Source organism: Georgenia satyanarayanai (genome assembly GCF_900116375.1).
Lineage (GTDB): Bacteria > Actinomycetota > Actinomycetes > Actinomycetales > Actinomycetaceae > Oceanitalea > Oceanitalea nanhaiensis.
Map to the genome: position 1 here is coordinate 50,170 of NZ_UETB01000007.1, position 26,446 is coordinate 76,615.

Genomic DNA, 26,446 nt, shown 5'->3' on the forward strand with positions numbered 1-26,446 from the left:
GCAGTGGTGTGGTCAGGTCTCGAGTATCAACCACCGGCCCGCGCAGCGCCCTACCAGCTGCCGCCGCCCATCCCTCCGGCGCCACCGCCCACCGAGCCGGACATCCCGGGGCTGCTGCTCGCCCCCGCCGAGGTGACCGCCGACGAGGCTGCCGCGGCGAAGGCGCCGACCGACGTCGCGAACACCGCGGGCTGGGTCCACCAGCCATGCCCGACGGCCAGCGGCACGTACCAGCCCGGGCTCTCCACGTGCCGCCCCTGGGCCGCGACGTCGGCCAGGATCTGCGCCCACCGCTCGGTGAGCCCGAAGACGATCGCGTAGGGCAGGTAGCGGGAGAAGATGTCCTGCCCCTCCTCGAAGCGGATCTGCTCCGCCTCCGCCGTCGCGAGGTACTGCCGGAAACCGAGGGTCTGGGCGAGGACCGCGGTGCCCCGCGCCGTCCGGGCGGGCGCTGCGGAGGACGCCGCGGCGACGACGATCCCGACCACGAGCAGCGGGACGCCCAGCACCGCGGGCCAGCGCAGCAGCACGAGCGCGAGCGTCACGAGGACGCCCAGCCCCACGAGGCCGAGGCCACCCACCAGCCAGCGGTTGCGGACGGCGCTGGGGTCACCGGCGAACCAGCCGTGCTCGGTGACGGTGCGGTACAGCGCCTCCTGCGTCGCGCCGACGACGGCGGCGTACTCCTCGGCCACCTCCGAGAGCGCGACCGGCTCGCCGTCCGGCAGGAGCGCGTCGAGCAGCGCGCGCTCGTAGGCCTCCACCTCACCCGCCCAGTCGCGCAGCGGGACGAGCCGCCAGTCGCTCACGTCGTCGTCGGCCTTCTCCGGGGCGACCTCCTCGATGCGGAGGTAGCCACGCACGGCGAGGTCGACGAGCGTGGCGGAGACGTCGTCGGGGTCGGCGACCTCGTCGTGGAGCGTGCCGACCTCACCGGGCCGGACGTCGTCGGGCGGCGTGAAACGGACGGCAACGGGCTGACGCCGGCGCACCGGCCCCACCGTGCCGGCCTGCCCGTCCGCCGGGGCGAGTCCCGGCGTGAGGGCGAGGTAGGTCTTGTCACGTCCGCGCCGGGAGGCGACGACGACGGCGGCACCCGCGCCCAGCACCGTGGCGGCCCCCGCCGCGCCCCCGGTGAGCGGACCCAGCTGCATCGTGTTGGTCCACGTGCGGCGCGGCTCGTAGACGGGTTCGGCGTCGACGAGCGTGCCGGCCGGCCAGCCCACCGCCACGCTGAGTCCCTCGCCCTCGTCGAGTCGCTCCTGGGCGAAGTCGACGCGCTCGCCGCGTGTCTCCCCCGCACCGTCGCAGGCGGTGTCGGACCCGGTGCGGCCGACGTAGCAGGCGCTCGCCTCCGGCGGGACCGGACCGGTCACGGTGACGGTGACGTCCTCGATCGGGACGTCGAAGCCGCCCGGCGCGACGACGTTCCAGTACAGCTCGTCACGCACGGTCCCGTCCTCGCCGGCGACCCGCGGCGTGGGCAGGCCGTCGACGGTGTAGGTGACGCGGTAGTCGTGGACGCCGGTGACCTCGACGTCCTCGTCGCCGATGTAGAGCTGGACGGCACCGCCGTCGTGCTCCACGCGCAGGTCGGCGGGGGCGCCGGTGGGTGACTCGGCGGTGACGTCGTCGACCGTGAGCCGGCGGTAGCGGTCGGGGTCGTCGGCGATCTCCTGCAGCTCGGCGAGGACGAGGAAGGGACCGTGCGCCTCGTCGTCACCGAAGTCGTAGGTGAGGTCCACCTCGACGCGCACCGTGCCGCCGTCGGCCTCGACGACGGCACCGACGTCGAGGCGGGCGATGTGGCCCACCGAGTCGTCGGCGCGGGCGGGCGGCGCGACGAGCAATGTGAGAGCGGCGACGCCCAGCAGCGCGAGGACGAGCAGCGAGGCGGTGCGGCGCGCCGCGGTCATCGGTTGGTGCGCAGGCTCATCGCCCGCTGGGCCTCACGCTGATCCTGCTTCTCCCGCAGCGCGTGGCGCTTGTCGTACTCCTTCTTGCCTCGGGCGAGCGCGACGAGCACCTTGGCCCGGCCGCGGATGAAGTAGAGCTCCAGCGGGACGACGGTGTGGCCCTTGTCCTTGCTCTTGCCGACGAGCCGGTCGAGCTCGGCGCGGTGGAGGAGCAGCTTGCGCTTGCGCCGCACGGTGTGGTTGGTCCACGTGCCCTGGCTGTACTCGGGGATGTGCACGCCCTGCAGCCACGCCTCGCCGCGGTCGAACTCCACCCAGCCGTCCACCAGGGAGGCACGGCCCATGCGCAGCGACTTCACCTCCGTGCCGGTGAGCACGAGGCCCGCCTCGAAGGTCTCGTCGATGTGGTAGTCGTGCCGGGCCTTCTTGTTGCGGGCCACCACGGTGCGCTTGTCCGCCTCGGCCTTGGCCTTCTCAGCCGCGGTGGGCTTGCGTGGCTTGGTCGGGGTCGGGGACACCGGCGGGCTCCTTCGTGTTCAGTGGGCGCACGCGGCCGAGCCGCGGCGTTCCAGCGTAGTCCAGCATCCCGGCGACGTCGTCGTCTTATCGGTAGGTTCCACCCGTGGAGAACGAGCCCCTGGGCCCCCTGCCCGACGTCGCGCGCGCCCTGCTCGAGGCGCTGCTCGCGCACGACCTGCCGGCGGCTCCCGCGCTGCGCGCGCAGGCGGTCAGCGTCCGCACGCGTCCGGGGTGCACCTGCGGGTGCGGCACCCTGGAGCTCGTCGTCACCGACGACGGCGCCCCGCTCGCACCCCTCCACGGCACCTTCCCGGTCGAGGGCGAGGTCCACGACGACGACGGCACGCCCGTGGCCGGCCTGCTCCTCTTCGTGGAGGAGGGCCGGCTGAGCAGCCTGGAGATCTTCTCCTACGGGGACGACGGTCTCCCGCTGCCCGCCCCGGACAGGGTCACCTGGGTGGAGCGCCCACCGGTGGCGTGACCCGGCTCCGGGCCGTTCGGCCCAGCCCGGACGGAGCCGGGCACGGGAGGATCGTCTCCGGAGGGGAGAGCGGCGATGACCCAGCAGGTGCTCGGCAGGTCCCGTGCGGTCGGTGAGGCCGTGGCGGCCGTCGCCCGCGCCGTCGGCACGCCGGGGCCGCGGTCCTTCGCGGACCTGCACACGGTGTCCTGGCCCGTGCACGACGCGGAGTCCCTGCGCGGCGCCGCCCTGCTGGCGGAGTCACGGCTCTCGGCCGAGCGCCCCGAGCGGCTGCTCGTCGACCACCACCGCCTCTTCGTCGGTGACGCTCACCGCCCGCCGGTCGCGCCGCCGGCACCGCCCGCCACCTCCGGACACGCGCTTGCCGGGCTGCTGGGCCGCGTCGGGATCGCCGGTCCGCCGGACCTCGCCGCCGCCCTCCACGCCTACGCCGTCCTCCTCGAGGCCCCGCACGAGCACGGGGCCGCACGGCACGAGCTGGTCCACGACCACCTGCTCACCTGGGGCACCCGCTGCCTGAGCAGGGCGCAGCTGGGCGCGCAGAGCTTCTGCTACCAGGGCGTGGCGACGCTCGGCCTGGGTCTGCTGCGGTACGCCGCGGCCGGGTAGGCCTCAGGGCAGCTCGAGGACGATCTTGCCGAAGACGTCACCGGCAGCGAGCCGGGCGAGGGCGTCGCCGGCCTGCGCGAGGGGCACGACGGCGTCGATGTACGGGCGCGCACCGGTCACGACGAGCAGCGCCACGAGGCGCCGCAGCTCCTGCGCCGTCCCCATCGTCGAACCGACGACGCGCAGGCTGCGGAAGAAGACCCGGCCCAGGTCGGCCGGCGGCGCCGCGCCCGTCGTCGCCCCCGCGACGGCGATCGTGCCTCCCGGCCGCAGCGCCCGCAGCGAGTGCGCCCACGTCGCCTCCCCCACCGTCTCGACGACGGCGTCGACCTGCTCGGGCAGGCGCTCCCCGCTCGCGAAGACGGCGTGCGCGCCCAGCTGACGGGCCCGCTCGCGGCGCCCCTCGTCACGGGCGCACACCCACACCTCCAGGCCCGCGGCGCGGCCGAGCACGACGGCGGCGGTCGCCACCCCTCCCCCGGCCCCCTGGACCAGCACGCGCTGACCGGGGCGCAGGTCCGCAGCGGTGAAGAGCAGCCGGTAGGCGGTGAGGTAGGCCGTCGGCAGGCTCGCGGCCTCGGTCCAGCTCAGCTCGGGCGGCTTGGGCACGAGGTTGCCCGGCGGCACCCACACGGTCTGCGCGAGCGTCCCGGGGTACTTCTCGGACAGGAGGGTGCGCGCGGGGTCCAGCGTCTCGTCGCCGCGCCACAGCGGGTCGCCGACGACGGCGTGCACGATGACCTCGCGGCCGTCGGGGTCGGTGCCGGCGGCGTCGCAGCCCAGCACCATCGGCAGCCGGTCGGCCGGCAGCCCGACCCCGCGCAGCGACCACAGGTCGTGGTGGTTGAGGGCGGCAGCACGGACCCGGACGGGCACCCAGTCGGGGTGCGGCGCTCCAGGGTCGGCGATCTCCCCGACGACGAGCCCGCTCAGCGGGTCCTCGGCGTCCTGGCCGGCGGCGTAGGCGGCGAGCATGGCCCTACCCTGCCACGGCGTCGCCGCCCGCCGCGTCTCACGCGGGCGGGCAGGATGTGGGACGATGGACCGCTGTCCCCACCCGGAGCGGGTGGCCGAACGTCAGGGAGTCAACATGAGCAAGCGCGGACGCAAGCGCAAGGCACGCGCCAAGAGCGGTGCGAACCACGGCAAGCGCCCCAACAGCTGAACGCTGGTAGGGGAAAGGGTCGGCCCGAGCGGCCGGCCCTTTCGCATGCCCGGACCGCGCGGTGCCCTCAGCCGGGCGAGCCGCCCGAGCGCAGCACGCTGATCTGCGTGATGACGCGCAGCCGCAGGGTCGACGGCGCGACCTCCTGGCAGGAGCGGCGCAGGAGCAGCCGCACCCGGGCCTCCGCGTCGGTGGCCTCGCGGCAGGTGGGGCACTCGTCGAGGTGCCGGCGCAGCCGCTCGCGGTCGTGGTCGTCCATCTCGGAGTCGACGAACTCGAAGAGGTGCTCGAGGAGCTCCTCGCAGCGGCAGGCCTCGATGTCCTGGAGCGGGTCGGTGTGGTCGGTCATGATGTCGCCTCGGTCCTCATGCCCAGCTCCCGGGCGTGGTCGGCGAGCCGCTCGCGCAGCTGGCGGCGCCCGCGGTGCAGCCGCGACATGACGGTCCCGATCGGGGTCGACATGATCTCGGCGATCTCCTTGTAGGCGAAGCCCTCGACGTCGGCGAGGTAGACGGCGATGCGGAAGTCCTCCGGCAGCTCCATGAGCGCGTCCCGGATCTCGGAGTCCGGGAGCCGGTCCATCGCCTCCATCTCCGCCGAGCGCAGGCCCTGGGAGGTGTGCGAGGCAGCGCGGGCGATCTGCCAGTCCTCGACGCTGTCGGCGTCGGACTGCAGCGGCTGGCGCTGCTTCTTGCGGTAGGTGTTGATGAAGGTGTTCGTGAGGATGCGGTACAGCCAGGCCTTGAGGTTGGTGCCCGGCCGGTACTGGTGGAACGCGGCGTACGCCTTGGTGAAGGCCTCCTGGACGAGGTCCTCCGCGTCCGCCGGGTTGCGCGTCATCCGCATGGCCGCGCCGTAGAGCTGGTCGAGGTAGGGCAGCGCCTCCGCCTCGAAGCGCGCGGCTCGTTCCGCGTCACTCTCGCTCTCGGGTGCGCGGTCCAGGTCTCGGTCCTCGGTCATCACCCACGAGCCTAGTCCGCCGGGCCCGGAGGCGCGGTCCAGGAGGGGGTCCTGAGGCCGGTCGAGGGTAGGGGCAGAGCAGGTCATGCCGGTGCAACCGGCGAGCGGCGCCGAGCATTCCACGAGCGGTCCCGCGCGGTGAGCCGCACCACTCGCCGCGACGCGGAGATTGCGGTAGCAATAGGTCCATGAGCATCTCCCGCCGCCTCGCCCGCCCGCTGCTCGCCTCGTCCTTCGTCGCCACCGGTGTCGACGCGCTGATGCACCCCGACTCCCACGTCGAGCGCTTCCGCAAGGTCGAACCGGCCCTGGAGAAGGCCGGCATCCCGCCCTCGATCGCCTCCGACACCCGGCTGCTCGTGCGGGTGACCGGCGGCGTCACGGCGGTGGCCGGGCTCATGCTCGCCACCAACCGTCGGCCCCGCACCGCCGCCCTCACCCTGGCCGCGGTCACCGTGCCGGTGTCGCTCGTCAACAACCCGATCTGGACGGCCACCAGCCGCGAGCGTCGCAAGGAGATGCGTCGCGGCCTGCTCACCGGCGCCAGCCTCGTGGGCGGCCTCCTCATCGCGGGCCTCGACCGTGACGGCAAGCCCTCCCTCGCCTGGCGTGCCACCAACACTCGCGGCCACAAGGCCAAGATGCGGGAGGTCCGCGCCGCGGCCAAGGAGTCCAAGGCGGACCTCAAGGCCAAGCTGGGCTGACGCCCCGCCAGCCCCCTGCCCCCGGCGTGCTGCCCGCGCCGTCGGACGTGCCCGCTACCCTCGAAGGCATGTCAACCCAGACCACGTCCGAGCTCGCCTGGCCGGCCCCCGTGGCCGCCGGCCCGCTCGACGCCGTCGTCCCGGTCCCCGGCTCGAAGTCGCTGACCAACCGCTACCTCCTCCTCGCGGCACTCGCCGCCGAGCCCACCCAGCTGCGCCGTCCGCTGCACTCGCGTGACTCCGCGCTCATGGTGGAGGCGCTGCGCGCGCTGGGGGTGCGGGTGGAGCACGTCGACGCCGACGGGCGTCCCGACGCCGACGGCGCCGACCTCCTCATCGACCCGGCCCCCCTGCGCGGGCCCGCCGAGGTGGACTGCGGGCTGGCGGGCACCGTCATGCGCTTCGTGCCGCCCCTCGCCGCCCTCGCCGACGGCACCGTCACCTTCGACGGCGACCCGCGCGCCCGCCAGCGCCCGATGGGCTCGCTCATCGAGGCGCTGCGCGACCTCGGTGCGCAGGTGGACGACGACGGCCGCGGCGCCCTGCCCTTCACGGTCCACGGCACCGGCGGCCTGCCGGGTGGGGTCGTCGAGGTCGACGCGAGCGCCTCGAGCCAGTTCGTCTCCGGTCTCCTCCTCATCGCCCCGCACCTCGAGCAGGGCCTGGACCTGCGCCGGGTCGGGCCGATGCCGAGCCAGCCGCACGCCGCGATGACCGTCGAGGTGCTGCGCGAGCGCGGCGTCGTCGTCGACGTCGAGGTGGGCGACGACGGCGAGCCGGCACGCTGGCAGGTCCACCCCGGCCCCGTCGCGGGCGGCCTGGTCGCCGTGGAGCCGGACCTGTCCAACGCCGGGCCGTTCCTCGCCGCCGCGCTCGTCGCCGGCGGCCGGGTACGCGTGCCCGGCTGGCCCACCCGCACCTCCCAGGCCGGTGACCGGCTGCGCGAGCTGCTCGTGCGGATGGGCGCCTCGGTCGAGCTCGGCCCCGCCGGCCTCACCGTCGCCGGCACCGGTGCCATCGACCCCCTCGACGTCGACCTCCACGACGCCGGCGAGCTGACCCCGACGATCGCCGCGCTGTGCACGCTCGCCGACGGCCCCAGCCGCCTGCGCGGGGTCGCCCACCTGCGCGGCCACGAGACCGACCGGCTCGCTGCCCTCGCCACCGAGATCAACCGCCTCGGCGGGCACGCCCGCGAGACGGAGGACGGCCTGGAGATCGAGCCCGGCCGGCTCCACGGGGCCCGCGTCGAGACGTACCACGACCACCGGATGGCCACCTTCGCCGCCGTCGTCGGCCTGCGCGTCGCGGGCACGGAGGTCGTGGACGTCGAGACGACCGCCAAGACCCTGCCCGACTTCACCCGGATGTGGACCGACATGGTCGCGACGGGCGGCCGCGGCTGAGGGAGGGGCGATGAGCCGACAGCGGGACACCGGCACGGACGACGAGCGCGTCCGCGTCCGGCCGTCCAAGCGCGGCTCGCGGCCGCGGACCAAGCAGCGTCCACAGCACGAGGACGCCGTCGAGGCGCGGGTCCTCGCCGTCGACCGCGGCCGCTACGCCCTCCTCACCGAGGACGGCGTGCGGCTGGTGGCGATGAAGGCCCGCGAGCTCGGCCGCGGCGCCCGCAACGCCGTCGTCGTCGGCGACCGCGTGGGCGTGGTCGGTGACACGAGCGGCACCCCCGACACCCTGGCCCGCATCGTCCGCGTCGAGGAGCGGGTGACCGCCCTGCGGCGCTCCGCCGAGGACAGCGAGGCCGCGGGCGTCGAGCGTGTCATCGTCGCCAACGCCGACCGGCTGCTCATCGTCACGGCGCTCGCCGACCCGCCCCCTCGCCCCCGGATGGTCGACCGCTGCCTCGTCGCCGCCTACGACGCCGGCATGCAGCCGGTCCTCGTCCTCACCAAGGCCGACCTCGCCGACCCCGGGCCCTTCCTCGCCCAGTACGCCGCCCTCGAGGTGCCCGCCGTGGCGACCGCCGTCGTCGACGGCGAGGTCCAGGGCCTGGACGCCGTGCGGGAGATCGTCACCGGCCACGACTCCGTGCTCGTGGGCCACTCCGGCGTGGGCAAGTCCACGCTCATCAACGCCCTCGTGCCCGGGGCGGGCCGGGCGACCGGGATCGTCAACGAGGTGACGGGGCGCGGGCGGCACACCTCGAGCAGCGCCGTCGCGCTCGAGCTGCCCGGCGGCGGCTGGGCCATCGACACCCCGGGCGTGCGCTCCTTCGGGCTCGCGCACGTAGGCCCCGACGACCTCCTGCGCGGCTTCCCCGACCTCGCCGCCGTCACCGCCGAGTGCCCGCGCGGCTGCGACCACGAGGCCGGCGCGCGCGAGTGCGAGCTCGACGCCTGGGTGGAGCGCGGGGACGCGGGACCCGCCGGGGAGGCCCGGCTCGACTCCTTCCGCCGGCTCCTGTCGGCCCGCTCGGCCAGCGCCCTCGACCACGCGCCGTAGCCTGCGATGTCGGTGGGCCCACCTAGGCTGGGCACCGAACCGACGGAGGGAGGCTGGGACGTGCTGCACCTGCACCGCTCCGAGCGCGCCGACGCGCTCGTCCCGCCTCTCGCGACTCTGCTCGCCGACGCCCCCCAGGACCCCTTCACGCCGGACGTCGTCGCCGTGCCCACCCGCGGGGTCGAGCGCTGGCTCGCCCAGCGCCTGTCCCACCACCTCGGCGCCGGCCCGGGCGGCGAGCCCGGCATCTGCGCGAACGTCGGCTTCGGCTCCCCCGCCCACCTCGTCACCGGCGTCCTCGCCGGCCTGCCCGGCGCCCCGGAGGAGGACCCGTGGGCGCCCGACCGCCTCACCTGGCCCCTTCTCGAGGTCGTCGACGCCCACGCCGGCGAGCCGTGGCTGGCGCCGCTGGGCCGGTACCTCGGGGCCGACGAGGCCGACGACCACCGCCACGGGCGCCGCCTCGGGGCGGCCCGTCACCTCGCCCGCCTCTACGCCTCCTACGCCGCGCAGCGCCCGGACATGGTGCGCGCCTGGGCGCAGGGGCACGACGACGACGGCGCGGGCGGGACCGTGCCCGCGGACCTCACCTGGCAGGTGGAGCTGTGGCGCCGGCTGCGCGCGCACGTCAGTGAGCCCGGCCCGGCCGAGCGCCTGGAGGACGCGCTGCGCGCCGTCACCGAGGATCCCGGGGCCGTGGACCTGCCCGAACGGCTCAGCGTCTTCGGACCCACCCGGCTGCCCGAGGACCAGCTGCGCGTCCTGCGCGCGCTCGCCCGGCACCGTGAGGTGCACCTGTGGCTGCCGCACCCCTCCCCCGCGCTGTGGGACAGGGTCGCCGCCCCGGGCGAGCCGGCCACCCGCCGGCGCCGTGAGCAGCGCGTCCACGCCGAGCACCCGCTGCTCGCCTCCACGGCCCGCGACGCCACCGAGCTGGAGACCCGCCTCCTTGGTGACGGCGCCACCGACACCCACCACCCCGCGCCCCGCCCCGGAGGCACGCTGCTCGCCGCCCTCCAGGAGCGCCTCGCCGCCGACGCCCCCGACGCCCCGCCGCACCGGCTCACCGCCGAGGACACCAGCGTCCAGGTGCACGCCTGCCACGGCCTGGCCCGCCAGGTGGAGGTGCTCCGCGAGGTGCTCGCCGGGCTCTTCGCCGCCGACCCGAGCCTCGAGCCGCGCGACGTCGTCGTCATGTGCCCCGACGTCGAGGCGGTCGCGCCGCTGGTCACGGCGAGCTTCGGCCTCGCGCCCGAGGGCGTGACCGACGTCCACCCCGGCCACACCATGCGGGTGCGGCTCGCGGACCGCGCGCCCGGGCGCACCAACCCCGTCCTCGGCCTGCTCGCCACGCTGCTCACCCTCGCCGACGGCCGGGTCACCGCCTCGGAGGTGCTCGACCTCTCGGCGACCGAGCCGGTGCGCCGTCGCTTCCACCTCACCGACGACGACCTCGACCGCGTGCGCGAGTGGTCCGCCACCGCCGGCGTGCGGTGGGGCGAGGACGCCCGCCGGCGGGCCCGCTTCGAGCTGCCCGCGCTGCTCCAGGGCACCTGGCACGTCGCCCTGGACCGGCTCCTGCTGGGCGCGGCCATGGCGGAGGAGGACCACCGCTACGTCGGCCACGCACTGCCGCTGGACGACGTCGACAGCACCGACATCGACCTCGCCGGACGGCTCGCCGAGCTCGTCGACCGGCTCACCGCTCTCCTCGCCGAGCTCGACGGCACGCGGCCGCTGGCGCACTGGCTCGACACCCTCGACCGTGCCGTCACCCTCCTCGCCGACACCGCGCCCGCCGACTCCTGGCAGGTGACCTCGGCCCGGCGCGTGCTCGCGGAGGAGCGCGCCCGCGCCACCGACGCGCCGCTGCGGCTGCCCGACGTGCGGGCGCTGCTCGCGGACCGCCTCGCCGGGCGGCCCACCCGCTCCGGCTTCCGCACCGGTGCCCTCACCGTGTGCTCCCTCGAGCCGATGCGCGCCGTGCCGCACCGGGTGGTGTGCCTCCTCGGCCTCGACGACGGCGCCTTCCCGCGCGGAACCCGCCAGGACGGCGACGACCTCCTCCTGCGCGAGCCCTGCGTCGGCGAGCGCGACCGCCGCAGCGAGGACCGCCAGCTCTTCCTCGACGCCGTCACCGCGGCCCAGGACCACCTCGTCCTGCTCTACTCCGGCGCGCACGAGCGCACCGGGGCCGCGCGGCCGCCCGCGGTGCCCGTCGGGGAGCTCCTCGACGCCCTGGAGGGCGCCGCCACTTCTCCCACGGGCACCGTGCGGGAGCACGTGCTGCGCCACCACCCGCTCCAGGTGGTCGACGAGCGCAACTTCGTCCCCGGCGCCCTCGGCCGGCCCGGTGCGCCGTTCAGCTTCGACGCCGTCGCGCACCGCGCCGCCGAGGTCGGGCGCGGCGAGCGGGTCGAGCGACGCCCCTTCCTCACGGAGCCGCTGCCCGCGCTCGACCGCCCCAGCACCCTGGAGCTCGCCGACCTCGTGGCGATGCTCGAGCACCCGGTGAAGTTCTTCCTGCGCCACCGCCTGGGGCTGTCGGTGGCCGGGGAGAACGCCGAGGTCGCCGACCGCCTGCCCCTGACCCTCGCGCCCCTCGACGGCTGGGCGATCGGCGAGCGCTTCCTCCAGGCCCGCCTCGCGGGCGTGCCCGACCAGCAGGTGATGAACGCCGAGTGGCGCCGCGGCGTCACGCCGCCCAAGGAGCTGGGCCGCACCGCCCTGCTCGACGTCGGCAGCCGGGTCGTGCCCATCGCGAGCGCCGCGGCGGCCGAACGGGCCCAGCCCGCCGAGACGGTCGACGTCCTCGTCCCGCTGCCCTCCGGCACCACGCTCACCGGCACGGTCCCCGGCGTCCACGGCGGCACGGTCGTGCGTGCCACGTACTCCCGCCTGGCGCCCAAGCACCGCCTGCGCGCCTGGGTGCAGCTGCTCGCGCTCGTCGCCGCACACCCCGAGCGGCCCTGGCGCGCCGCCACCGTGGCCCGGCCCGACCACCGCCGGCCGGGCGCGTACGTCGCCCGCCTCTCCCCGCCCACGCCACCGGAGGCGGTCGAGCTGCTCGACCAGCTCGTCCACCTCCACGCCCTGGCCCTGCGCGAGCCGCTGCCGGTCCCGGTCCCGGTCGCCTGCACCTACGCCACCTCCCGCTCCGCCGGGGACTCCGCGGACATGGCCCTGGTCAACGCCCGGCGGGCCTGGGACGGTGACGAGTTCCTGCGCGCGGACGAGCACCACGTCATCTGCTGGGGCACCGGCGCGAGCCTCGACGACATCCTCGGCACCCCCACCGACACCGAGCGCGCCTGGTACCCGCAGGACCCGAGCCGTCTCGGCGTGCTCGCCCGCCGGGTGTGGGAGCCGCTCCTCGCCCGCGAGCAGGTGGACAAGCCGTGACCGCCACCGAGCTGGGGACCACCGTCTTCGACGTGTGCGGACCGCTGCCGGAGGGCACCACCGTCCTGGAGGCGAGCGCCGGCACCGGCAAGACGTTCACCATCGCCGCCCTCGCCACCCGCTACGTCGCCGAGCAGGGCATCGAGCTCGCCGACCTCCTCCTCGTCACCTTCGGGCGCGCGGCCACCTCCGAGCTGCGCGACCGGGTCCGCGCCCGCCTGCTCGCCACCGAGCGGGCGCTGCGCGACCCGCAGACCGCCCGCGAGAGCCGGGACGAAGTCGTGGCCCACCTCGCCGCCGTCGACGACGCGGAGGTCGCCGCCCGCCGGCTGCGGCTCACCCGCGCGCTGTCCCAGCTCGACGCCGCCACCATCACGACCACGCACGGCTTCTGCCAGCAGATGCTCACCTCGCTCGGGGTGGCCGCCGACCTCGACCCCGACCACACCTTCGTCCCCGACGTCGCCGACCTGCGCGAGGAGGTCCTCGACGACGTCTACCTGCGCCGCTACGCCGGCTCCCGCGAGCCCGCGCTCACCCCGGACGAGGCACGGACGATCGGCAAGGAGGCGGTGAGCGACCACCAGGCGGCGCTGCGCCCCACCGACGCCCCTCCCGACTCCCTGCCCGGGCACCGCCACGCCCTGGCGCAGGCGGTGCGCGAGGAGGTCCACCACCGCAAGCGCGCCCGCCGCCTCCTCGACTACGACGACCTCCTCACCCTCCTGCGCGACGCCCTCACCCACCCCGTCCACGGGCCGGCCGCCGCCGCACGGGTCCGCGAGCGCTACGCCGTCGTCCTCGTCGACGAGTTCCAGGACACCGACCCCGTCCAGTGGGAGATCCTGCGCACCGCCTTCCACGGGCACCGCACCCTCGTCCTCATCGGCGACCCGAAGCAGGCGATCTACGCCTTCCGCGGCGGCGACGTCGTCACCTACCTCCAGGCCCGCGGGCTCGCGACGAGCACGGCCACCCTCGGGCGGAACTGGCGCAGCGACGCCCCGCTCCTCACCGGCCTCGAGGCGCTCCTCGGCGGCGCCGCGCTCGGCGACGAGGCGATCGTCGTGCGGCCCGTCGCCGCGGCCCACACCGGCGAGCGGCGCCTGCGGGGCGGGGCGCCCGTGCGCCTGCGGCAGGTCACCCGCGAGCCCTTCCGGCTGACCGGGACGAAGAACCCGCGGGTGGGCGACGTGCGCCGGCTCGTGGCCGACGACGTCGCCGCGGACGTCGTCGCCCAGCTCGGTACCACCCGGCTGCGTGAGGGGCAGGCCTGGCGGCCGCTGCACCCGGGCGACGTCGCGGTGCTCGCCCGCCGCAACGCCGACGCCGACGCCGTGCGGGACGCGCTCGCCGCCGCCGGCGTGCCCGCCGTCGTCTCCGGGCTGTTCAGCGTCTTCGCCACCGACGCCGCCCGGCACTGGCTCACCCTCCTCACCGCGCTCGAGCAGCCCGGGCACGGCGGGAGGGCAGCGGCGCTGGCCCTCACCCCCTTCCTCGGCTGGGACGCCACCCGCCTCGGCACGGCCGAGGACCCCGCCCGCGAGGAGCTGTCCGACACCGTGCGCGGCTGGGCCCGGCTCCTCACCGAGCGGGGCGTCGCGGCGCTCGTCGAGGCGGTCACCACCGCGGGCGTCGCCGAGCGGCTCATGGCCACGTCCAGCGGCGAGCGTGTCCTCACCGACGTCCGGCACGTCGGGGAGGCCCTGCACCTGGCCGCGGTGGAGGAGGACCTCGGGGTCGCCGCGCTCACGGACTGGCTGCGCACCCGGATCGCCGAGGCGGACCGCGACTACGCCGAGGAGCGCAGCCGCCGCCTGGAGACCGACGCCGACGCCGTCCAGGTCGTCACCGTCCACTCCTCCAAGGGCCTGGAGTTCCCGGTCGTCTACGTGCCCTTCGGCTGGGACCGCTACGAGTCGCGCACCCCGCCGGTGCTGCGGTACCACGACGACGCCGGCACCCGGCTGCTCCACGTCGGCGGCCAGGAGGACCCCGGCTACGACGACGCCCGCGACCGCCACCTCGCCGAGGAGCGCGGTGAGGACCTGCGCCTGCTCTACGTCGCCCTCACGCGGGCCGCGACGCAGGTCGTCGTCCACTGGGCGCCGTCGTCCAACTCCCCGGCCGGCCCGCTGACCCGTCTCCTCCTGGGCGGGCACACCCCCGGGCAGGAGCCACCGGCGCGGGTGCCCGTGCGCGCCGACGACGCCGTCACCGACGCACTGTCCGCCGTCGTCGCCCGCTCGGGCGGCACGCTGGCCCTCGAGCGCGTGACCGCGCGCCCCCAGCCGGTCACCTGGCAGCCGCCGGCGCCCGAGCGGCCCGAGCTGTCCGTCGCGCGCCTGGGCCGCAGCCTCGACCACACGTGGCGGCGCACCTCCTACACCGGGCTCACCGCCGCCGCGCACCACGAGCCGGTGGGCAGCGAGCCGGAGGGCACGGGCGTGGAGGACGAGGCCGACGTGCCCGTCGCCGGCCCCGGCGGCCCCGACCCCACGCACGACCAGCCCTCGCCCATGGCGGACCTGCCCGGCGGCACCGGGTTCGGGACCGTCGTCCACGAGGTCCTCGAGCAGGTCGACACCGCCGCGCCGGACCTCGCGGCCGAGCTGCGCGAGCGCTGCCGGGAGGGCGGCACGGCGCGGGTGCCGGGACTCGACCCGGAGGCGCTCGCCGTCGCCCTGGAGCAGGTGCTCGCCACGCCGCTCGGTCCGCTCGCCGGTGGCGCCACCCTCGCCGGGTTCGCCCCGCCGGACCGGCTGGCCGAGCTGGAGTTCGAGCTGCCGCTCGCCGGCGGTGACTCCCCGGCCGCGAGCGCGGCCACGCTCGTCGACCTCGCGCTCCTCCTGCGGCGCCACCTGCCGGCCGACGACGTCTTCGCGCCCTACGCCGACCAGCTCGCCGCCCTCGGCCCCGAGCGCCTGCACGGCTACCTCACCGGCAGCATCGACGCCGTGCTGCGGCACGGGTCGGGCGACACGACGCGCTACCTCGTCGTCGACTACAAGACCAACCGTCTCGCGCCGCCCGACGAGCCGCTCACCCTGTGGCACTACCGCCCCGAGGCCGTGGCCGAGGCGATGATGCGCTCGCACTACCCGCTCCAGCTGCTGCTCTACCTCGCCGCCCTGCACCGCTACCTGCGCTGGCGCCACCGCGGCTACGACCCCGAGCGGCACCTGGGCGGAGGGCTCTACCTCTTCGTGCGCGCGATGGCCGGGCCGGCCACGCCCGCCGCCGACGGCACGCCCTACGGGGTCATGGCGTGGCGGCCGCCCGCCTCGCTCGTCGTCGCGCTGTCCGCACTCCTCGAGGGAAGAGCCTCATGACCGTCCTCGACGACGGCGACGCCCGGCTCGCGGTCCAGGCCCCGCCGCTGCTCGCCCGCTTCAACACCGCCGGTGTCATCGCGGCGCCCGACGTCCAGGTGGCACGCCGGCTGGGCTCGCTCGTCGGCGAGCGGGACGAGGACGTGCTCCTCGCCGTCGCGCTCGCCACGCGCGCGGTGCGGTCGGGCTCGGTGTGCCTCCACCTCGAGGACGCCCAGTCCTTCGCCGCCGACGCCGAGACACCACCCGGCGAGCTCCCGTGGCCCGACCCCGCCGCGTGGCGGGCCGCGATCGAGGCGAGCCCGCTCGTCGCCGTCGGGGTCGACGGCGCGGCCGACCGGCCGGTGCGGTGGGTGGGCGGGCGCCTCTACCTCGACCGCTACTGGCGCGACGAGATGGTCGTGCGCCGCCAGGCCGACGCGCGTCTCGCCGCACCCGCCGCGCCCGTCGACGACGCCCGGCTCGCCGCCGCCCTCGACCGCCTCTTCCCCGACGCCGGGGACGCGCTGCAGCGGCAGGCTGCCGCGGCCGCCGTCGACGGCCGGCTCACGGTGCTGACCGGTGGGCCCGGCACCGGCAAGACGACGACGGTCGCCCGCCTCATCGCCGTCCTCCAGGACGTCGCCGGCCCGCTGCGCATCGCGCTGGCGGCCCCCACGGGCAAGGCCGCGGCCCGGCTGCAGGAGGCGGTCCACGAGGTCGTCGACGAGCTCGGCGCGGCCGACCGCGAGCGCGTCGGGACGCTCACCGCCTCGACCCTCCACCGGCTGCTCGGCTGGCTGCCGGGCAGCGCCACCCGCTTCCGGCACGGTCCGGGCCGCCACCTGCCCCACGACGTCGTCGTCGTCGACGAGACGTCGATGGTGTCCCTGCCGCTCATGGCCCGCCTGCTCGAGGCGCTGCGGCCCGACGCACGCCTCGTCCTCGTCGGCGACCCCGACCAGCTCGCGTCGGTGGAGGCCGGGGCGGTGCTGGGCGACCTCGTCGCGCGCACTCCCGCCGGGGACGGCGGCGTCGTCCGCCTCCTCACCGTGCACCGCCAGGAGGGGGACAGCGCCATCCTCCCGCTCGCCGCAGCCGTCCGCGCCGGTGACGCCGAGGAGACGCTGCGGCTGCTGCGCGCCGGCCACCCCTCGGTCGAGCTCGTCGAGACGGCCGAGGACGAGCTGCCGGGCGAGGTCGAGCTGGGCTCCCTGCGCGCCGATGCCGCGGCGGCGGGTCGCGCGCTCGTCCACGCCGCCCGAGAGGGGGACGCGGCCGCTGCGCTGCGCGCGCTCGGGTCGCACCGACTGCTCGTCGCCCACCGGCGGGGCCCGGCGGGGGTGGCGCACTGGTCGGCGCTCGTCGAGCAGTGGGTGGGCGAGGCCGCCGGTCCTCACCCGGACCCGCTCGACCCCCGCAGCCCCTGGTACCCCGGCCGGCCGATCCTCGTCACGGCCAACGACCGCGAGACCGGGTTGTACAACGGGGACACCGGAGTCGTCGTCGCCGACGGCGAGGGGCTCGTCGCCGTCCTCGGCGACCCCGACTCCCCGGTGCGCGTGCGCACCCACCGGCTGCCCGCCGTCGAGACCGTCCACGCCATGACGGTCCACCGCGGCCAGGGCAGCCAGTTCGCCCGCGTCTCCCTCGTGCTCCCGCCGGCCACCTCCCCGCTCCTCACCCGCGAGCTGCTCTACACGGCTCTCACCCGCGCCCGGGAGCACGTGCGCGTCCTCGGCACCGCCGCCGCCGTCCGCCGCGCCGTCCAGACCCCGGTCCGCCGCGCCTCCGGCCTCCGCACCCCGCTGTGACGAGCCCGCCCACCCCCGTCGCCGACAGGTGAGTTGTTCCCGACGGCCGAGCTGTCGCCGACAGCTGGATCCCGCCCTGCCCGTCCGCGTGCCCGGCGCGCGTCCCAGCCCCGCGCGGCGTCCCCGCTAGCGTGAGGCGCATGCCCATCTCGCGCCTCCGGTACGACGACGACCTGCGCCTGGCCCACGTGATCGCCGACCAGGTCGACGCCCAGACGATGGCCCGTTTCCAGTCCCTCGACCTCGTCGTCGAGACCAAGCCCGACCTCACCCCCGTCTCCGACGCCGACAGGTCCGCCGAGGAGATCGTCCGCGCACAGCTCGGCCGCACCCGGCCGCGCGACTCCGTGCTCGGGGAGGAGTTCGGCACCACCGGCCGGTCCTCGCGGCAGTGGATCATCGACCCCATCGACGGGACGAAGAACTTCGTCCGCGGCGTGCCGGTGTGGGCCACGCTCATCGGGCTCGTCGAGGACGACGAGGTCGTCCTCGGCGTCGTCTCCGCCCCCGCGCTGGGCCGCCGCTGGTGGGCCACGCTCGGCTCGGGTGCCTGGACGGGCCGCGCGCTGTCCTCGGCGCGCCAGCTCCACGTCTCGAGCGTGTCCCGCATCGAGGACGCCTCGCTCAGCTACTCCTCCCTGGACGGCTGGGCGGAGTCCTCACGGCTGCGCGCCTTCCTCAACGTCGCCCAGCGCTGCTGGCGCACCCGCGCCTACGGCGACTTCTGGTCCTACATGCTCGTGGCCGAGGGCGCGGTGGACCTCGCCGCCGAGCCCGAGCTCGAGACCTACGACATGGCCGCCCTCGTCCCGATCGTCACCGAGGCCGGTGGGAGGTTCACCAGCCTCTTCGGCGCACCCGGCCCCTTCGGCGGCAACGCCGTCGCCACCAACGGCCTCCTCCACGACGAGGTCCTCCAGCTGCTCACCGCCCAGGAGGACTGAGCCGGGAGCCTTCCGCGGCGCCGCAGCCGGCACTACGCTCGGCCGCAGTCGACGAGCGGAGAACGCCATGGCCCACCCCGTCATCCTCGTCCCCGGCTTCTGGCTGGGCGCCTGGGCCTGGGAGGACGTCCTCACCGAGCTGCGGCGGGCCGGCGTCGAGGCGCAGGCGCTGACGCTGCCCGGCCTCGAGCACGCGGACACCGACCGCTCGGGCGTCACCTTCGAGGACCACGTCGAGGCCGTCTGCGCCGCCGTCGAGGCCACCGGGCGCCCGACCGTCCTCGTCGTCCACAGCGGCGCCGGCTTCTCCGGGTACGCGGCGAGCGACCGCCTCACCGACCGTCTCGCCGGCATGGTGTACGTCGACACCGCGCCCGGCGTGGGCCCGATGGACCCCGGCTTCGACGGCGCGGACATGCCGCTCGACTGGGAGTCCCTCGCGGCAGAGGAGAACCTCGACGGCCTCAGCGAGGAGCAGCTGCAGACCTTCCGCACCCGCGCCGTCCCCCAGCCCGGCGGCGTGCTGCGCGGGGCGGCGGACCTCGTCGACGACGCCCGTCGCCACGTCCCCAGCACCTTCGTGTGCACAAGCTTCACTGCCGAGGCCTACCGGGCCTACGCCGCCGAGGGCACGATGCCGTGGCTCGCCGGCATCCCCGAGCTCACCGACACGACCTGGGTGGACCTGCCCACGAGCCACTGGCCGATGTGGTCGCGCCCCCGCGACCTCGCGGCCGTCATCGCCGAGGCGGCCGGGGCGGACGCGAGCACGCTGACCTAGCGCGTCCTCGCTCGCGACCGGAGGATGGAGCGATGACCGAGCGCCGGCCGCACGACGTCCCCGTGGAGACCTGGGTGGACCGCCTCGTGCGCGACGCGGAGGCACGCGGGGCGTTCCGCGACCTGCCCGGTGCGGGCAAGCCGCTGCCCGGCATCGACGAGCCGCTGCACGAGGACTGGTGGATCCGTCAGAGGCTGCGCAGCGAGGACCTGCCCGCGGACGGACTGCTGCCGCCCGCGCTGCTGCTCCGCAAGGAGCTCGCCGCGCTGCCCGAGACCGTCCGTCACCTCCCCGACGAGGACGCCGTCCGGGACGCCGTCCGTGCGCTCAACCGGCGGGTCGCGGCCTTCATCCGCACCCCGACCGGACCGGTGCTCCCGGTCGCGCCCGCGGACGTCGACGCCGTCGTCGCCCGGTGGCGCGCCGACCGGGAGCCCGCCGCGGCGGCCGACGGAACGCCGCCGGACGCACGTGTCCCACCGGTACGCCGGCGCCGGTGGTGGCGGCTACGCCGGGCGCGCGAGCACCCCGCCGACGTACCCGGCGACGGCCCCGGTCCACAGGAGCAGTAGCCCTCCGTCGAGCCGGAAGGTGGCCCCGCGCACGACGATCGCCGCGATGACGTAGGCGACCGACAGGAGGACGACGAGGAGGGCGGTCTTCCGCGTGAGACTGCCCTTGCCCGTCACCCCGAAGGCCATCGCGACGGCGAGCACGACGAGCAGCACGCGTGTCGCCGCCGCGACGAGGTGCACCGCCGCGGTCTCGGACACGTTCCGGAGGTCGCCGAGCGCCTGGACAGGGGCGGTGGCGACGATGGTGGAGCCGTCGGCGGTGGTGAGGAGGTTCCACGGCAGGAGCGTGCCGAGCAGGACGAGCGCGGCCCCGCCCAGCACGAGGAGGGTCCGCAGCAGGGGTCGCCGGTCGGAGGCGGTCTGGGTGAAGGCGGCGTGCGCGAGGAGCCGCCCCTCGCCGTCGTCGGCGGTGATCTCCAGGTCCCGGGTGACCGACTCCCCACCCGGCGGTGGCGGGGCCTGGACCGTCATGCGGGCCTGGCCGACGCCTCCCGGCGGTGCGGAGACCACCGGGGGCGTGAAGCCCACGCGCGCCGTGCCGTGGGAGTCGACGGCGGTCAGCCGGACGGAGAGGGGCTGCTGGCCCGCGGTGTTGTCGACGAGGACGGCGAAGGACCCGTGGCGCGTGTCGGCCCGGGTGAGGTGGCGGGGTGTCACCTGCAGCTGCGCCGTCGTGATCGGCGACGGCGTCATCGTCACCTCCAGCGACCCCGGAGCCTCGTGCTCGGAGGCGCCGTCCCCCGCGACGACCGTGAACGGCCGCACGACGGTCCGTCCGCGCGGGACCGCCTCGGTGAGCTGGACGTGCCCGCGGGCCACGGTCACCTGGCCCGGCGGTGCGAGGAGCCGCTGCGGTGCGAGCGTGATGACGAGGGACCGGGCGGGGTCCCGGCCGCCGAGGGCGAGCTCGACCGCCTCCCGACCGCCGCGGTTGTCGACGTGGACCTCGAAGTCCGCGGCGACCGCGTTGGTCACCCGCAGCTCGCGCGGTGACAGCCGGACACCGACGGGTACCACCTCCGGCTCCGGGGAGGTGTGCTGGACGAGCGTGAGCGTCGCGACGCTCTCCCCGCCGTCGTTCGCGGCCGTGACCGTCAGCTGCCGCGTCGCGTCCTGCCCGGGCGCCGGGGCCGGGGCCATGAAGTGGCCGCGCACCTCGACGAGCTGACCGGCAGGCACCTGCACCACCCGCGGCACGAAGCCGAACCGCACGACGCCCTCGGGATCACCACCGGAGAGCTCGAAGCCTTGCGGGTAGTTCGCCCTCCGGTTGTCGATCCGTACGACGAAGCGGGCGCGCGCCTCGTCGGTGAGCCGGAGGAGGCGTGGCTGGACGTCCAGGGTGGCGGGCGGCCCGTGCGGGGCGACGGTGAGCGTGACCGCCACGGGCACCCGCCGGTCCGGCGCGGACTCGGAGCAGACGTGGAGCTGGACGGTCAGCCGCTGGGCCGGGACGAGGGCGCCGTCCCGGATCCGCAGGGCGACCTCGAGGGTGCCCTCGTCGCCGGGCATGAGGCGCAGCGGCGCGGGGCTCACGTCGAGCCAGTCAGGGCTCTCCTCCACCTCGACGAGGACGCCGTCCACCACCGAGGACCTGTTGGAGACCCGTGCGGTCACCGTCCCCGGCTGCTCGGGCACGAGCGTGACCTCCGTGGTGGCGGCGTGGACCTCGGGCGCCCGGGCGTCGGCCGGCGCGGCGCGGACGGCGGTCGCGGTCTCCCCCTGGTGGGACGCCGGCAGGGGGGCCACCGCCTCGGCCGTCTCGACGGTGTCGACGGTGTCCGGCACCGTCGCGACGGCCGGGTGCCCGCCGATGGTCGTGGCACCCGTGTCCCACCCGAGGTAGGCGTCGCAGGCGCGGCAGAACTGGGTCCCCTGCGGGTTCGCGGCCCCGCAGCTCTCACACACGTCCTCGGACATCGGCATCCCCGTGACCCCTTACCGGACCGCCTCGATCGTACCGCCGGCCGTGGTCGATCCCCCCTGCCCGAAGGGGCAGGGACCCCTGCCCTCATGGCACGACGAGTGCCCTCCCGCGGGGCTCCCCGGCGATGTCGGTGGCCGCGGTTACCGTCGACCCATGCGCATCCTGCACACCTCGGACTGGCACCTGGGGCGCACCCTGCACGGGGTCGACCTCGTCGAGCACCAGGCCGCCTTCCTCGACCACCTCGTCGAGGTGGTCCGCCAGGAGCGCGTCGACGCCGTCCTCGTCGCCGGTGACGTGTACGACCGCGCCATCCCGCCCGTCGCCGTCGTCGACCTCCTCACCCAGGCCCTGCTGCGGCTCACCGAGCTCACCCGCGTCGTGCTCACCCCGGGCAACCACGACTCCGCCACGCGCCTCGGCTTCGCCGCCCCGCTCTTCCGCGAGCGGCTGGCGGTGCGGGCGCGGGTGGAGGACCTCGCCCGCCCCCTCGAGCTCCCCGCCGCGGACGGCGAGTCCTCCGCGCTCGTCTACGCCCTGCCCTACCTCGACCCGGACACCACCCGCCACCGCCTCGCCGAGGACGACGACGGCGCCCCGGTCGTCCCCGCCCGCTCGCACGAGGCGGTGGCGGCCGCCGCCATGCGCCGGGTGCGCGTCGACCTCGCCGCCCGGCGTGCCGCGGGGGCGCGCGTGCCCGCCGTCGTCATGGCGCACGCCTTCGTCGTCGGCGGACGTGCCTCGGAGTCCGAGCGGGACATCCGCGTCGGTGGCGTCGACGCCGTCCCGCTCGACGTCCTCACGGGTGGGGACCTCGCGCCGGACTACCTCGCCCTGGGCCACCTCCACGGCCCGCAGCGTGTCGGGCCCGAGCGTGCCGACGGGGCGGGAGGCCCGCTCGCGCGGTACTCCGGCTCCCCGCTGGCCTACTCCTTCTCCGAGAGGCACCACACGAAGTCGAGCGTGCTCCTCGAGCTCGCCGCCGACGGCGTAGGGAACGTCGAGCTCGTGCCCACCCCCCGCCCACGGCGCCTGTCGGAGGCCTCCGGCAGCCTCGACGAGCTGCTCTCCCCCGCCTTCGACTCCCAGGCCCAGGACTGGGTGCGGGTCGCGGTCACCGACACCGCGCGGCCCCGGGACCTGTACGCCCGGGTCCGGGCGCGCTTCCCGCACGCGCTCGTCGTCCAGCACCGGCCCGCCGTGCCCCTGACGGGCGGCCCGGTCCGGGCCGTCACCACCGCGCGGGACCCGCTGGAGGTGGCGGCCGAGTTCGTCCACGAGGTCACCGGCGAGGCTCCCACCACGGCCGAGACCGCCGTGCTGCGCGCCGCCTACGAGGCCGCGCTCGCCGCGGAGAGGAGTGCCTGATGCGGATCCACCACCTCAGCCTGGAGGCCGTCGGGCCCTTCGCCGGGCACCACGAGGTCGACCTCGACCAGCTCTCCGCCGGCGGGCTCTTCCTCCTCGAGGGCCCCACCGGCTCGGGCAAGTCCACCCTCATCGACGCGATCACCTTCGGCCTGTACGGCACCCTGGGCAGCCCCGCCCGCGACGACCGCCTCCCCTCGGCCCACGCGCCCGGTGCCGAGCCCGTCATCGAGGTCGTCTTCTCCACCGGGGCAGGCATCTACCGGGTCCGGCGCACCCCGGCCTTCCAGCGCCCCAAGCGCCGGGGGGAGGGCACCACCCGGCAGAACGCCACCGCCAGGCTGTGGCGCCTGGAGTCCGTCTCGGACCCGTCCGGCGAGCCGCTCGCGACCACCACGCAGGAGGTCGGCACCGAGGTCCGCCGGATCGTGCGGCTGGACCGTGACCAGTTCAGCCAGACCGTCGTCCTGCCGCAGGGCCGCTTCTCCACCTTCCTGCGCGCCAAGCCCGACGAGCGCGCCGCCGTCCTCCAGGACGTCTTCGGCACCGAGGTCTACCAGCGGGTGCAGGACCAGCTCGTCGCGATGGCACGCCAGGCGAGGGGCGAGCTGGAGTCGGTTCGCCGGGACGTGACCGGGTGCGTCGGCAACCTCGGCTCCCTGCTGCCCGCGGAGGACGAGGCCGTCGCCGCCCTCGAGCATGCGGCAGCCGAGCTCGACCCCGCGGCGCTGACCGAGGTGGCGTCCGCCGTCGTCGCGCGCGCCGAGGGCGAGCACGAGGCCGCACAGCAGCAGCGGGAGGAGGCCCGGGCGGCGGAGCGCGCGGCCCAGCAGGTCCTCGACGCCGAGCGGGACCTCGCGCAGCGGGTGCGCCGGCGCCGCGAGCTGCTCGCCGAGCAGGAGCTGCTCGCCCAGCGGTCCGTGGCCGTGGCCGCCCGCGGCGCGGAGCTCGCGGCCGGGCGCCGGGCCGCGGTGGCCGCCGGGGCACTGCGCGCGGAGGCCGCGGCCCGGGCCGCCGTCGAGCAGACGGAGGAACGGCTGGCGCAGGTGTGCACCGCCTCCGCCGACGGACCCGACGCCGACCTCACCGAGCTCGCGCTCGAGGCCCTCCGTGAGCTCGTCACCCGGCTCACCGGCGAGCGGGGCGGGCTCGTCGAGCTGCTCGAGCTCGAGGCCGGGCTGGCGGCCCGTGAGGCGGCCGCCGAGGCTGACGAGGCCGCGCTGACCGAGCGCCGCACCGCCCTGGCGGAGCGCCGTACCGCGCTCGCCGCACGGCCCGGGCAGCGGGAACGGCTGTCCGAGGCGCTGACCCGGATCCAGCGGGAGGCGATGAGCGTGCCCGCCGCCGAGGCCGGCGTCGCGACGTGCCGCACGGTGCGCGAGGCCGCCCGGCGCGTCGAGCAGCACCTCACCGAGCTCGTGACGGCGGAGGACGCCGTCACCGCGGCGGCCACGAGAGCCGCCGCCGCCGCGCAGGAGGAGCAGACCGTCCGCGCCCGGTGGATCGCCGGGATGGCCGGCAGCCTCGCCGCCGAGCTCGAGCCCGGAGAGCCGTGCACCGTGTGCGGTGGCACCGAGCACCCCGCCCCGGCCCCCCGCTCACCCGAGCACGCCACCACGGAGGACGTCGACGCCGCCGGGGCACGGCGCGCGCGGGCGGAGGACGCGCTCGGCGCCGCCCGGGAGACCCGCGCGCAGGCCGAGGCGCGGCTGCGTGCCGCGCAGGAGGCATCGGGCGGTGCCGCTCTCGCGGACGCCGAGGAGTCCCTCACGGCCGCGCAGGAGGAGCTCGAGGACGCGCGGGAGGCCGTGCGGCTGGCCGCGCTGCGCGAGCAGGAGCTCGCCGTCTTCGACGAGGAGACCGCCGGCCTGCGCGAGGCCGTGAGCCGCGAGGAGAGCTCGCTCGCCGCTGCCGGCGAGGAGCTGCGCGGCCGGCGCGCCGCCATCGCCACCGACCGTGAGCGGTGCAGCCGCGGCGCCGCCGAGGCCGGCACGGTCGCCGCACGTGTGCGGCGGATCGAGAGCCGGCTCGGCGCGGCGCGACTGGTGGTCGACGCCCGGGACGCGCACCACGCGGCCCGCCGCCGCCAGGACGAGTCCGCCGCCGCCCTGGCGGCCGCCCTCACCGAGTCCGGTTTCGCCGACGCCGCGGAGGCCGCCGCCGCCCAGCTGTCGGCCGCCCGGATGGCCGCGCTGGAGCGGGAGGTCACCGAGCACGGAGCCGCCACGGCCCGTGTGCGGGAGTGCCTGGCCGAGGCCCCGATCGCCACGCTCACCGGCGAGGAGGCCCCCCGGGTCGAGGAGGCGCAGGCCGCCCACGCCGAGCGGCACGCCGCGCTCATCACCGCGACGGAGTCCGCGGGCCGGGCCGCGGACTCCCTCAGCCGCCTGCGCCGCTGCCACGGGTCCCTCAGCGACGTGCTCGACCGGCACCGCGCCGTCACCGAGCGTGCCGCACCGGTCCTGCGGATGGGGGAGCTCGCCGCGGCCGGGGAGGGCAACGCACGGGCGACCACCCTGTCGACCTTCGTGCTGCTGCGCCGCTTCGAGGACGTCGTCGCCGCCGCGAACGACCGCCTCGCCGTCATGTCCGACGGCCGCTACTCCCTCACGCGGATCGACGAGCGCGAGGGCCGCTCCCGCAAGGCCGGCCTCGGTCTGGCGGTGCAGGACCACGTCACCGAGACCACCCGCGACCCGCACACCCTCTCCGGCGGGGAGACCTTCTACGTCTCCCTGTGCCTGGCCCTGGGCCTCGCCGACGTCGTCACGAGCGAGGCAGGCGGGATCTCCCTCGACACCCTCTTCATCGACGAGGGCTTCGGCTCCCTCGACCCGCACACGCTCGACGGCGTGCTCGGCGAGCTCAGCCGCCTCCAGGCCGGGGGCCGCGCTGTCGGCATCGTCAGCCACGTCAGCGAGCTCAAGGAGCGCATCGCCGACCGCATCGAGGTCTCCCACCTGCCCTCGGGCGCCTCGACCCTCACCGTGCGGGCCTAGGGGTCAGCCGCGCAGCTCGCGGGCGAGCACCTCGCGCTCGACGATGTCGTGCCACAGGAGCTCGTGCTCGGCCGCACGGTCGACGGCGGCGTCGTCCGCGAGCGCGGCGGCGACGTCCGCCTCCGCCACCGGCTCGTCCACGTGGATGCTCACGACGTCCGCCCACGACACGATGGCCCGCACCTCGACGGCGCTCGGCAGCTGGTCGTCACCCTCCCGCCACGGGCGCGCCCGCTGCGGCACGACGACGGCGGGGTCCGCCACGTCCGCGGCGACGACGACCCGCCGGGGCACCGCGGAGGACGCGGCCCGCAGGTGCACGATGCTCTCGTCGGCGGCGGCGAGCATCGCGCTCGCCTCCAGGCCCTCGTCGTCCTCGTCCGGCAGCGCCCGCCGCAGCTCGGCGGTCACCGCGTGCGCCCAGCGCGGCGGCACACCGGCCGGTCGGCTGAGGTCCGCGCTCGTGGCGGGCAGGTAGATCCGCATACCGACATTCTCCCGCACGGAC

General features: G+C 76.3%; 21 protein-coding genes. 14 read left to right on the top strand and 7 right to left on the bottom strand.

Annotation, left to right across the window (positions count from 1 at the left end; translation table 11 throughout):
• Positions 1 to 50: 50 nt before the first annotated feature.
• Complete coding sequence (locus DSZ44_RS10730; protein ID WP_110852630.1) at positions 51 to 1,916, bottom strand: DUF2207 domain-containing protein; 1,866 nt, start codon at positions 1,914 to 1,916, stop codon at positions 51 to 53.
• Positions 1,913 to 2,434 carry an SsrA-binding protein SmpB gene (gene smpB, locus DSZ44_RS10735; RefSeq protein WP_110852631.1) on the bottom strand — a complete coding sequence of 174 codons (522 nt, stop codon included), beginning with the start codon at positions 2,432 to 2,434 and terminating at the stop codon, positions 1,913 to 1,915. The genes DSZ44_RS10730 and smpB overlap by 4 nt, the downstream gene beginning before the upstream one ends.
• Before the next feature lie 104 nt (positions 2,435 to 2,538).
• Between smpB and DSZ44_RS10740 the strand changes: the two genes are divergently transcribed.
• On the top strand, positions 2,539 to 2,916 hold the full coding sequence (locus DSZ44_RS10740) for a hypothetical protein (RefSeq protein WP_110852632.1): 378 nt from the start codon (positions 2,539 to 2,541) through the stop codon (positions 2,914 to 2,916).
• Between the two features lie 75 nt (positions 2,917 to 2,991).
• Positions 2,992 to 3,525: a hypothetical protein gene (locus DSZ44_RS10745; protein ID WP_110852633.1), complete on the top strand. Its 534-nt coding sequence runs from the start codon at positions 2,992 to 2,994 to the stop codon at positions 3,523 to 3,525.
• A gap of 3 nt (positions 3,526 to 3,528) precedes the next feature.
• On the opposite strand, the gene DSZ44_RS10750 is transcribed toward DSZ44_RS10745, so the two are convergent.
• Entirely contained in the window at positions 3,529 to 4,500 is a 972-nt protein-coding gene (locus DSZ44_RS10750) for a zinc-binding dehydrogenase (RefSeq protein ID WP_110852634.1), read from the bottom strand.
• Between the two features lie 115 nt (positions 4,501 to 4,615).
• On the opposite strand from DSZ44_RS10750, the gene DSZ44_RS19035 reads away from it, so the two are divergent.
• Entirely contained in the window at positions 4,616 to 4,690 is a 75-nt protein-coding gene (locus DSZ44_RS19035) for a 50S ribosomal protein bL37 (RefSeq protein ID WP_372435141.1), read from the top strand.
• Between the two features lie 67 nt (positions 4,691 to 4,757).
• Here the strand turns inward: DSZ44_RS19035 and rsrA are convergent, their stop codons facing one another.
• Complete coding sequence (gene rsrA, locus DSZ44_RS10755; protein ID WP_110852635.1) at positions 4,758 to 5,039, bottom strand: mycothiol system anti-sigma-R factor; 282 nt, start codon at positions 5,037 to 5,039, stop codon at positions 4,758 to 4,760.
• On the bottom strand, positions 5,036 to 5,650 hold the full coding sequence (locus DSZ44_RS10760; RefSeq protein ID WP_181424608.1) for a sigma-70 family RNA polymerase sigma factor: 615 nt from the start codon (positions 5,648 to 5,650) through the stop codon (positions 5,036 to 5,038). Before DSZ44_RS10760 ends, rsrA begins: the two co-directional genes overlap by 4 nt.
• A gap of 188 nt (positions 5,651 to 5,838) precedes the next feature.
• Between DSZ44_RS10760 and DSZ44_RS10765 the strand changes: the two genes are divergently transcribed.
• The 9 genes from DSZ44_RS10765 to DSZ44_RS10805 all read left to right on the top strand — a co-directional run bounded on the left by DSZ44_RS10765 (position 5,839) and on the right by DSZ44_RS10805 (position 19,641).
• Complete coding sequence (locus DSZ44_RS10765) at positions 5,839 to 6,354, top strand: DoxX family protein (RefSeq protein ID WP_110852637.1); 516 nt, start codon at positions 5,839 to 5,841, stop codon at positions 6,352 to 6,354.
• Positions 6,355 to 6,422: 68 nt separating this feature from the next.
• A complete protein-coding gene (aroA, locus tag DSZ44_RS10770; RefSeq protein WP_110852638.1) occupies positions 6,423 to 7,760 on the top strand; it encodes a 3-phosphoshikimate 1-carboxyvinyltransferase in 1,338 nt (445 codons plus the stop codon).
• Positions 7,761 to 7,770: 10 nt separating this feature from the next.
• Entirely contained in the window at positions 7,771 to 8,817 is a 1,047-nt protein-coding gene (rsgA, locus tag DSZ44_RS10775) for a ribosome small subunit-dependent GTPase A (RefSeq protein ID WP_110852639.1), read from the top strand.
• A gap of 60 nt (positions 8,818 to 8,877) precedes the next feature.
• Positions 8,878 to 12,219: an exodeoxyribonuclease V subunit gamma gene (gene recC, locus DSZ44_RS10780; RefSeq protein WP_110852640.1), complete on the top strand. Its 3,342-nt coding sequence runs from the start codon at positions 8,878 to 8,880 to the stop codon at positions 12,217 to 12,219.
• Positions 12,216 to 15,551, top strand: a complete 3,336-nt coding sequence (locus DSZ44_RS10785) for a UvrD-helicase domain-containing protein (RefSeq protein ID WP_220035164.1) — start codon at positions 12,216 to 12,218, stop codon at positions 15,549 to 15,551. Before recC ends, DSZ44_RS10785 begins: the two co-directional genes overlap by 4 nt.
• On the top strand, positions 15,548 to 17,344 hold the full coding sequence (gene recD / locus DSZ44_RS10790; RefSeq protein ID WP_110852642.1) for an exodeoxyribonuclease V subunit alpha: 1,797 nt from the start codon (positions 15,548 to 15,550) through the stop codon (positions 17,342 to 17,344). The genes DSZ44_RS10785 and recD overlap by 4 nt, the downstream gene beginning before the upstream one ends.
• A gap of 140 nt (positions 17,345 to 17,484) precedes the next feature.
• Positions 17,485 to 18,288: a histidinol-phosphatase gene (gene hisN / locus DSZ44_RS10795; protein ID WP_110852643.1), complete on the top strand. Its 804-nt coding sequence runs from the start codon at positions 17,485 to 17,487 to the stop codon at positions 18,286 to 18,288.
• Between the two features lie 67 nt (positions 18,289 to 18,355).
• Positions 18,356 to 19,069, top strand: a complete 714-nt coding sequence (locus DSZ44_RS10800; RefSeq protein ID WP_110852644.1) for an alpha/beta fold hydrolase — start codon at positions 18,356 to 18,358, stop codon at positions 19,067 to 19,069.
• A gap of 32 nt (positions 19,070 to 19,101) precedes the next feature.
• On the top strand, positions 19,102 to 19,641 hold the full coding sequence (locus tag DSZ44_RS10805; RefSeq protein ID WP_110852645.1) for a DnaJ family domain-containing protein: 540 nt from the start codon (positions 19,102 to 19,104) through the stop codon (positions 19,639 to 19,641).
• Here DSZ44_RS10805 and DSZ44_RS10810 read toward each other — a convergent pair.
• Positions 19,576 to 21,564: a hypothetical protein gene (locus DSZ44_RS10810; RefSeq protein ID WP_146237524.1), complete on the bottom strand. Its 1,989-nt coding sequence runs from the start codon at positions 21,562 to 21,564 to the stop codon at positions 19,576 to 19,578. The two genes, DSZ44_RS10805 and DSZ44_RS10810, sit on opposite strands and share 66 nt — an antisense overlap.
• Before the next feature lie 160 nt (positions 21,565 to 21,724).
• Here DSZ44_RS10810 and DSZ44_RS10815 point away from each other — a divergent pair, with 160 nt between their 5' ends.
• Both DSZ44_RS10815 and DSZ44_RS10820 read left to right on the top strand, forming a co-directional pair.
• Positions 21,725 to 22,939 carry an exonuclease SbcCD subunit D gene (locus tag DSZ44_RS10815; RefSeq protein WP_110852647.1) on the top strand — a complete coding sequence of 405 codons (1,215 nt, stop codon included), beginning with the start codon at positions 21,725 to 21,727 and terminating at the stop codon, positions 22,937 to 22,939.
• Positions 22,939 to 25,938, top strand: a complete 3,000-nt coding sequence (locus DSZ44_RS10820; RefSeq protein WP_110852648.1) for an AAA family ATPase — start codon at positions 22,939 to 22,941, stop codon at positions 25,936 to 25,938. The genes DSZ44_RS10815 and DSZ44_RS10820 overlap by 1 nt, the downstream gene beginning before the upstream one ends.
• 3 nt (positions 25,939 to 25,941) lie before the next feature.
• Here the strand turns inward: DSZ44_RS10820 and DSZ44_RS10825 are convergent, their stop codons facing one another.
• Positions 25,942 to 26,424, bottom strand: a complete 483-nt coding sequence (locus DSZ44_RS10825) for a DUF6912 family protein (protein WP_110852649.1) — start codon at positions 26,422 to 26,424, stop codon at positions 25,942 to 25,944.
• Between the last annotated feature and the right edge of the window lie 22 nt (positions 26,425 to 26,446).